Origin of the sequence: Acinetobacter sp. (assembly GCF_036659555.1) — a bacterium.
Classification (GTDB): domain Bacteria; phylum Pseudomonadota; class Gammaproteobacteria; order Pseudomonadales; family Moraxellaceae; genus Acinetobacter.
In genome coordinates, this window is record NZ_JAVXCI010000112.1 from 1 (window position 1) to 8302 (window position 8302).

Annotated in this window: 6 protein-coding genes; 4 read left to right on the forward strand and 2 right to left on the reverse strand. The window is 53.2% G+C overall.

The features are described from left to right. Nucleotides 1-78 (reverse strand): hypothetical protein (locus RSA72_RS12925; RefSeq protein WP_332633289.1); only part of this gene is annotated, 78 nt, incomplete at its 3' end. A gap of 715 nt (nt 79-793) precedes the next feature. On the opposite strand from RSA72_RS12925, the gene mhpT reads away from it, so the two are divergent. The 4 genes from mhpT to ppk1 all read left to right on the forward strand — a co-directional run bounded on the left by mhpT (nt 794) and on the right by ppk1 (nt 6618). Further along, complete coding sequence (mhpT, locus tag RSA72_RS12930) at nt 794-1999, forward strand: 3-(3-hydroxy-phenyl)propionate transporter MhpT (protein ID WP_332623338.1); 1206 nt, start codon at nt 794-796, stop codon at nt 1997-1999. Nucleotides 2000-2615: 616 nt separating this feature from the next. Next, nucleotides 2616-3254, forward strand: a complete 639-nt coding sequence (gene pncA, locus RSA72_RS12935) for a bifunctional nicotinamidase/pyrazinamidase (RefSeq protein WP_332623337.1) — start codon at nt 2616-2618, stop codon at nt 3252-3254. A gap of 173 nt (nt 3255-3427) precedes the next feature. Then, nucleotides 3428-4396: a bile acid:sodium symporter family protein gene (locus RSA72_RS12940; protein ID WP_332623342.1), complete on the forward strand. Its 969-nt coding sequence runs from the start codon at nt 3428-3430 to the stop codon at nt 4394-4396. 158 nt (nt 4397-4554) lie between these two features. Then, entirely contained in the window at nt 4555-6618 is a 2064-nt protein-coding gene (ppk1, locus tag RSA72_RS12945) for a polyphosphate kinase 1 (RefSeq protein WP_332623336.1), read from the forward strand. Nucleotides 6619-7049: 431 nt separating this feature from the next. Here ppk1 and RSA72_RS12950 read toward each other — a convergent pair. Next, on the reverse strand, nt 7050-8302 hold a 1253-nt coding region (locus tag RSA72_RS12950; protein WP_332633287.1), incomplete at its 5' end, for a hypothetical protein.

The following is an 8302-nucleotide window of genomic DNA, read 5'->3' on the forward strand; positions in this document are numbered from 1 at the left end:
ATCTACGCTGCCATCTTCAAACATAGGGGTGACGATTGCGACAATTGAGCCTTGAATGGTCTGTGCGTGCTGAGTCATTTTTAAAACAATCCTATTTGTCCATCCGACGTGAATTAGGAAAACATAGATGTGGATGGGTTCGTATTTTGATTTACAGCGGATTCAATGCGCTTGCGCTGCATTGAGTAATGCTTATGCAAATTATGACTGATCATGCGCATAAGAACAATATGCTTTAGTCAAAGCCATAAAAATCTTTATACAAAGCAAATTTAAAATAATCAAGCAGATGATTCTGCTGATTTGCCGGAGGGCAGCGCGCTGTAAAAGCCTGCGGCAAAGCATGAAAATTCAACCTGATTTCAGGCTGCGCAGCTGCGCTGAAAGCCCGGAAAGCGGGGCAGTGCAGGAAACCCGCGCATTCTGCTCAGGTTTTAAGAGGAAAAACGGATGAGGCTAGACCTGAAAGCTCTCCTGTTTTCTGCAGCCCTTGATTAAAATCCTCAATAAAAACCGTATTAATAATCAATTTAAAATATAAGGGAAAGCGCCGCCTGCAGCGCGCCGCAGGGCATTGCAGCCTGATCTGCGCGCCGGCGCAGTGAAAAAGGCGCTTTTACGGCAGCGCAGTGATCGCTTTTAGGACTTTATCCGGTTCCGGCGGGAAATGGCATAAATCCAGCATTGATGCGCAAAGCCGGGCAGCACTTCAACTTATGGATAGTTAGCGCGCAGGCCCTGCTCATGGATGATGATGTCCTTATTTGAACGCCGATTGAACAAGGATTATCGAATGGAAAAATCAGATCATAAGCATGCTGTGGTCACCGTAGCCATCTGTTTCCTGATTGCGGTGATTGAAGGCTTGGATATTCAGGCCGCGGGCATCGCCGCCGCCGGCATCAGCGAGCACTTCGGTTTGGACAAGCCGCAATTGGGGGTGTTTTTCAGCGCAGGGATTCTGGGCCTGCTGCCCGGCGCGCTGGCCGGCGGCCGTTTTGCAGACCGGATTGGGCGCAAAAAAGTGCTGATCTGCTCAACGGCTGTTTTTGCGGTTTTTACGCTGTGCACCGTGTGGGTCAACAGCTTCCACAGCCTGCTGGCGGTGCGCTTTCTGGCCGGCGCCGGCTTGGGCGCGGCCATGCCGATTTTAATTACCCTGGCGTCTGAAGCGGTCAGGCCGCAAAACCGCGGCCGCGCTGTAGGCCTGATGTACTGCGGCATGCCGGTGGGCGCGGCCATTCTGTCTTTAATCGCAGCCACAGATTTTGGCGCGGACTGGAAAAACGTTTTCTATTTAGGCGGCCTGCTGCCGATTGTGGTGATTCCGTTGATGATGCTGCTTTTGCCGGAATCGCGTGAATTCCTGCAAGCGCAAAATCAAGCGGGATCTGCAGAAAATACTGCGCCTAAAGCATCTTTTAAAGACTTATTCAATGCCGATAACCTGATCCGCACCCTGTGCATCTGGGTCAGCTATTTCTTTACGCTGATGGTGGTGTACATCATGCTGAGCTGGCTGCCGTCGCTGTTTATGGAGCTGGGCTTTTCGCGCAAAGAGGGCAGCACCGCGCAGTTCTATTTCATGCTCAGCGCAACCGCTGGCACCATTGTTTTAGGCCTGCTGACCGACCGCTGGAAAAAAGCCTATGTCATCATTTTAATGTATGGCGGGATTTTGGCGGGCCTGTTTGCCCTGAATAGCGCGGGTTCATTGACCCAAATGTATATGGCTTCCGCGCTGGTCGGGGCGTTTGTGATCGGCTGCCAAGGCGTGCTGTATGCCTTTGGCGGGATTGTGTATCCGACTGCAATGCGCGGAACAGGCGTGGGCGTAGGTTCTGCTGTAGGCCGCATCGGCGCAATGCTTGGGCCAGCCATCGCGGGCCAGCTTTTGGCTGCCGGTTTTGGCGCAGCCGGGGTGATTTCAGCGGCCATTCCATGCATCATTATTTCCGCAGTGTTTATGCTGCTGCTGGTGCGCCGGATAGGCCAATAATCCCGCGCGCGTAAATAAAAAGCCTGCGTCAGCGTAATGCCAGTCAGTTAAAAAATTGGCTGGCATTTTTTAAAATTCTAGAGCCTTTTAAATATTTAATATATTTTAAAAAACAATTATATAATTTAATTTTTATAAAATTTTATCATTTATGTGCTCTTAAATTGCAGCGCTTGCACTGCCTCATTTTTCCTTTAGAAATTTAAACACCTTTGCGCAGGCAAGGCCTTCCTTTGGAAAGACCCAAAGGAAGCAAAAGTCTTTTGTTGCCCATACACGGCATCCCTGCCGTGATGGGCAACGTGCGGCATCCATGCCGCAGCGCGTATCCAAAGTTTGGGGGCAGCAATGGCTCTAAATATCGAATTTAAAAACGGTAAGACTCTGCCGTGAATAGCCCTAATTTAAGGAGTTTATATTGAAATTCTTTAACTGATCCGCATTACTGTGCCAGCGCTGGCCTCAGCTGCACTGGAGCAAAGCCGGAATTTGCTGATCTGCAGCCGGCATGCCGCAAAACGGCCATTTCTTTTTCCGCAGCAAGCTTCAATACTGAAGCCATTTTTCAGTTATGCTGAAGTGCAATGGCGTTGAATAAAAAAATGGATAGGGCTTTATGCAGAACAATAGCGCGTTGATTGTGGTGGATGTGCAGAATGGATTCACCCCGGGCGGCAACTTGGCGGTGGCCAATGCTGACCAGATTATTCCAAAAATTAACCAGCTGGCGCAGTATTTTGACAATGTGGTGCTGACGCAGGACTGGCATCCGGAAAACCATGTTTCTTTTGCAGAAAATCATGCCGGACGCCAGCCGTTTGATACGGTGCAGCTGGCTTACGGCACGCAGATGCTGTGGCCTGCGCACTGCGTTCAGGGCACGCATGATGCTGCCTTGCATCCGGCGCTGCATGTGCCGCATGCGCAGCTGGTAATCCGCAAAGGCTTTCATGCGGAGATTGACAGCTATTCGGCCTTCATGGAAGCCGACCGTAAAACTTCGACCGGCCTTGCCGGCTATTTGAAAGAGCGCGGCATTGATACGCTGTTTATTGCCGGCATTGCGACGGATTTCTGTGTGGCGTGGACGGCGGTTGACGCCTGCAGGCTGGGCTTTAATACCTTTGTGGTTTCAGATGCGTCTAAAGGCATTGACCTGCAGGGCTCGCTGCAGCATGCATGGCAGGACATGCTGGCGCAGGGGGTAAAGCGCATTTATGTCAAAGATATTGCCAGCCTGCATGAGGCGGCGTAGCTTCGGCTGCATCAGGGCATCTGCAGATGAATGCTCCGTTTTAAGGATCAGGGCTGATGGCTCACATCTCCCGGCCCTGAGCCGTCACGCTGCAGGGGGGCAGGATTGAACAAGGCTGAACCGCTTTGCATCTTTAAGTGCCTTTTATTTGCCTGAACAAAGAGTGGAACCGCATGGGCGCATTTCTAAGATTTAACCGCTGGGTTCAGAAAACTTTTGCATTATGGGTGGTGCTGTTTTCCGGCATCGCGCTGTGGATGCCGGAAGCGTTTGTCTGGCTGAAAGCCTATATCCCCTGGATGCTGGGCATCATCATGTTCGGTATGGGCATGACGATGACCGCAGCCGATTTTAAAGGCGTGATGCAAAGCCCCAAGGCGGTGCTGATCGGCGCCGCTGCGCAGTTTATGGTGATGCCGGGCTTGGCTTATGCCCTGTGCAAAATTTTCGCTTTGGCGCCGGAAATCGCCGTGGGGGTGATTCTGGTCGGCTGTTGCCCGGGCGGCACAGCCTCCAACGTCATTACCTATATGGCGAAAGGCAATACCGCGCTGTCCGTGGCCTGCACCTCAGTATCGACTTTAATCGCGCCGCTGCTGACGCCGGCGGTTTTCTACCTCTTGGCCAGCCAGTGGATTGAAATCAATGCCTTATCCATGCTGGCCTCTATTCTGCAGGTGGTGCTGTTTCCGGTTGTGCTGGGCCTGATCGCGCGCAGCCTGTTCAGGCGCCAGGTGGAGGCCTATATTCAAGCCATGCCGCTGATTTCCGTGGCGGCCATTGTGGCGATTGTGGCGGCCATCATTGGCGGCAGCAAAGGCCAGATCCTGCAGTCGGGCCTGCTGATTTTAGGCATTGTGATGCTGCATAACGGCTTGGGCTATCTGCTGGGCTTTTGGGCCAGCCGGCTGTTCAAGCTGCCTTATGCCGACTGCAAGGCGGTTGCCATTGAGGTGGGCATGCAGAATTCAGGCTTAGGCGTGGCGCTGGCGGCGGCGCATTTTGCAGCTTCGCCGCTTACCGCGCTGCCCAGCGCCATTTTCAGCCTATGGCATAATATTTCCGGCCCGGCTTTGGCCAGCTATTGGGCCGGCAGGACAGCCGCGCCCGCTGCCTCCGCTGCGCCGGAAAATACGGGCTGAACCGGGCGCCGCAGCCATTTCTATGTTAAAAACGCAGCCAAAACAGCTGTTTAAATTATTTACAGATAGCCGGGCTGTAACATGACTGTCATAATGTCTGCCTAACATGCCTTTCCGAAGGCTTTATAACAGACTGTTGCAGACAGCATTGAGAGGGTATGCAGAATTTTCAGCATTCATCGGAGACGTATTTTAACCGGGAATTATCACTTTTTGAATTTAACCGCCGTGTGCTCGCGCAGGCGCAGGATCCTGATTTACCTTTGCTTGAGCGCTTAAGCTTTCTGATTATTTTTGCCAGAAATCTGGATGAATTTTTTGAAATCCGCGTCGCGGGCTTAATGAAGCAGCGCGACTTGAACGCCATAGCCCGCACGCCGGATGCGCTGCCGACAGAAGTGGTGTTGCAGGAGCTGTCGCAGGCGGTGCATGCGTCGGTCAAAAAGCAGTATGAGATTTTAAACCATTCGGTTTTGCCGGAGCTGCAAAGCCAGGGCATTCAGTTTATTCAGTATCAGGATATTTTAGAAAAGCATAAGGCGTGGATTGCCAAATACTTCGCTAAGGAAGTGCAGCCGGTGCTGACCCCGATCAGCCTGGACCCTTCGCATCCTTTTCCGCGCCTGGTGAATAAGAGCCTGAATTTTATTGTCAGCCTGGAAGGCAAAGATGCCTTTGGCCGTGAAATCACCCTGGCGGTGGTGCCGGCGCCGCGTTCCCTGCCGCGCTTGATTGCGCTGCCGAGAGAAGTGGCCGGCAGCGCGGATGCGCAGATTTTCCTGACCGCGATCATTCAGCAGCATATCAGCGAGCTGTTCCCCGGCATGCAGGCCACTGGATGCTACGCCTTCCGCGTGACCCGCAATGCCGACCTGATTCTGTCTGAAGATGTCGATGATCTGGCGGTTGCGCTGAAAGATGAGTTGTCCTCGCGGCGCTTTGGGCGCGCGGTGCGCCTGGAAATTGAAGATGACTGTCCTGAAGCCATCATTCAGTACCTGCTGGATCAGTTTGACCTGAGCGAACAGGAACTGTACCGCACCAATGGGCCGATTAACCTGTCGCGCCTCAGCACCAGCTTTGAGCGCCCTGAACTGAAGCATCCGCACTTTACCCCGGTGATTCCTAAAATCTTCCGCAAGCAGCACAGCATGTTTGAGATTTTAAAAGCGCAGGACGTCCTGCTGCATCATCCTTTTGATTCCTTCCAGCCGGTGATCAGCCTGCTGCGGGAAGCCGCCAAAGACCCTAAAGTGCTGGCGATCAAGCAGACCCTGTACCGCAGCGGGCCGGATTCCGAAATTGTGCAGGTGCTGGCCGAAGCCGCCCGCAACGGCAAGGAAGTCACCGCGGTGATTGAGCTGCGCGCGCGCTTTGATGAAGAATCCAACATCACCGTGGCGAATATCCTGCAGGAAGCCGGCGCAGTGGTGGTCTACGGCATTGTCGGCTATAAAACCCACGCCAAAATGATTCTGATTGTGCGCCGCGAGAATAATCAGCTGCTGCGCTATGCGCATTTGGGCACCGGCAATTACCATGCCGGCAATGCGCGCATGTATACAGACTATGGCCTGATGACCACGCAGCCGGAAATCTGCGAAGACGTGCACCGCATGTTTCAGGAACTGACCGGCATGGGCAAGATGGCCAAGCTGAAAGCGCTGCTGCATGCGCCTTTTACCCTGCACAGCGAGCTGCTGCGGCTGATTGATCAGGAAACCGCCTTGGCCCGGGCCGGCAAGGCTGCCCGCATTATCATTAAGGTCAATGCGCTGACTGAACCGCAGCTGATCACCGCGCTGTACCGCGCATCGGAAGCCGGCGTGCAGGTGGACTTGATTATCCGCTCCATCTGCTGCCTGATTCCGCAGGTGCCGGGCATGTCGGAAAATATCCGCGTGCGCTCGATTGTCGGGCGCTTTCTGGAGCATACCCGGGTGTATTATTTTGAGCACGGCGGCCAGAAAAAGCTGTACTGCGCCAGCGCGGACTGGATGGGGCGCAACCTGTTTTCCCGAGTGGAAACCTGCTTTCCGGTTTTGGATGCCGGCTTGAAAAAGCGCATTTTCAAGGATGGCTTGGTGAATTACCTGAATGACAATCAGAATGCATGGGATCTGCAGCCGGACGGAACATGGATAAAAGCCGCCGCTGATCCTGCAGCGCAGGCGCACAGCGCGCAGCGCCTGCTGGTTGAGCAGAAAATGCTGAAAGTCTGATTTTCCTCAAGCCTAAAAAATCCTGATCGATGTCTAATGCTGATCAGTTAAGGAGTTCTACAATAAGCTCCTTAACTTTTGGGCCATTCACGGCGGAGTCTTACCGTTTTTAAATCGAATTTTTGGAGCTCGTTTTGTTCCTTGCGAAACAGTGTTTCTCATTCGCCAAAAGAACCAAAAGCATTTGTCATCCGCGAAACCTGTCCGCTTTTTATGCTTAAAAAGCTTATGTTGCAAAAACAGTCCATTTCAAAGACCACCGCTGCGCCTTGCACTGCAAACAAAGCAGTGCTTTGTTTTTGCTCAGGTTGCGGATGACACTTCCGTGTATCAAATAATATCGTAAGTTTAAAAAAGAAAATACCAGTCAGTTTCTTAACTGACTGGTATTACTGATCAATGTCAGGCTTTTTTATGCGCTAAGCAGCGGCTTAAGAGGCTTTGGACTGCTTGGACTTTAAGATTTCCGTGCGCAGGCTTTGCGCCATTTCGGCCGCTTCGCTGTCCATGCCGTTCACCATAAAGGCGTGCCGGGTCAGGACATTGGTTGGATTCGGCAGGCTGACCAGCTGGAAATGCGCTGAAATTTCCTTCAGCTGCGCATTCGGCACATGCACGGCGCTTTCCTTGGCGGACAGCTGCTGCACCAGGCGCTCGGCAGCCTGCACAGCAGACAGCTGCATGGCTTCAACCGCGCTGGACACCGCGCTGCGGGTCTGCAGCACAAAGCGCTTTTCTTCGCGGTAGCGCTTGTACAGCACATCCGACAGCAGCTGGAACACTGCGCTGATCATGGCCAGACACTGCAGCGCATTCGGCGTGTCCGCCGGCATGCTGATGGTCGCGCCTTTCTCATCAAACTTATGCACGGTGCAGAGGTCTGTACTGTTCAGCTTGTAATGCTGCAGGCACAGCTCTGCGGTTTTATTCAGGAAAATCTGGCACAGGTTGAAATAGGGCGCAGACACTGTGCTGTTGACCGTATCCAGTAGCTGCTTCGGATCATAGAACTGAATGTTCAGCGCCAGATCATTGCTGTCGAGCACAACCGGCTTGCTTTCTTTGGCCTTGGCTTTGTTCTGGACATTCTGCTGCGCCTGGGCAATCACCACGGCGGCGCTATGCTTTTCCTGCTCCAGCGCCTGAGCCAGGGTCTGAATTTCATGCTTGAGGCGCGACTCATTGTTAATCCGCGCCAGATATTCGCTGCGGCTTGGGCGGGCAATGGCGCGGTAAGCCAGCCACAGCAGGCCATGCACAATCAGCGAGGCCAGAATCGCCAGCCACTGCGTGCGCAGGATTTCGCCGATGCTCGGCTTGATTAAGGTAATCTCAACAGTGCCGGCTTTCTTCTCATTCAGCAGCGCATCACGGACAAAGACCTCGCCTTCGCGGGTTTTGGTCAGGCCGCCGGTCGCCATCACCTGATTATCTGCATTCAGGATGCGGATTGAGGCGACGCTGGGATTGGTGGCGTAGCGGTCCGCCAGCAGGGCCAGAGAAACCGTATTGGCCGGCTCCATTTCAGAAATGCTGTCCGTGACCAGCTGGCTGGTCATGAGCTGCCCCTGGCTGGCGCGGTTTTCATTCAGCTGGTGAGTCGTCGCCAATACCAGCAAAAAGGTATGGAAAGCAAAACTTACAATCAGTAGGCTAGCAAATAGCCCTTGTCTAGGCGCATTCA

What these genes read in the sequence shown, in the direction of transcription:
- mhpT (WP_332623338.1), top strand. Translation starts at nt 794, where the DNA reads ATGGAAAAATCAGATCATAAGCATGCTGTGGTCACCGTAGCCATCTGT.
- pncA (WP_332623337.1), top strand. Translation starts at nt 2,616, where the DNA reads ATGCAGAACAATAGCGCGTTGATTGTGGTGGATGTGCAGAATGGATTC.
- ppk1 (WP_332623336.1), top strand. Translation starts at nt 4,555, where the DNA reads ATGCAGAATTTTCAGCATTCATCGGAGACGTATTTTAACCGGGAATTA.
- RSA72_RS12940 (WP_332623342.1), top strand. Translation starts at nt 3,428, where the DNA reads ATGGGCGCATTTCTAAGATTTAACCGCTGGGTTCAGAAAACTTTTGCA.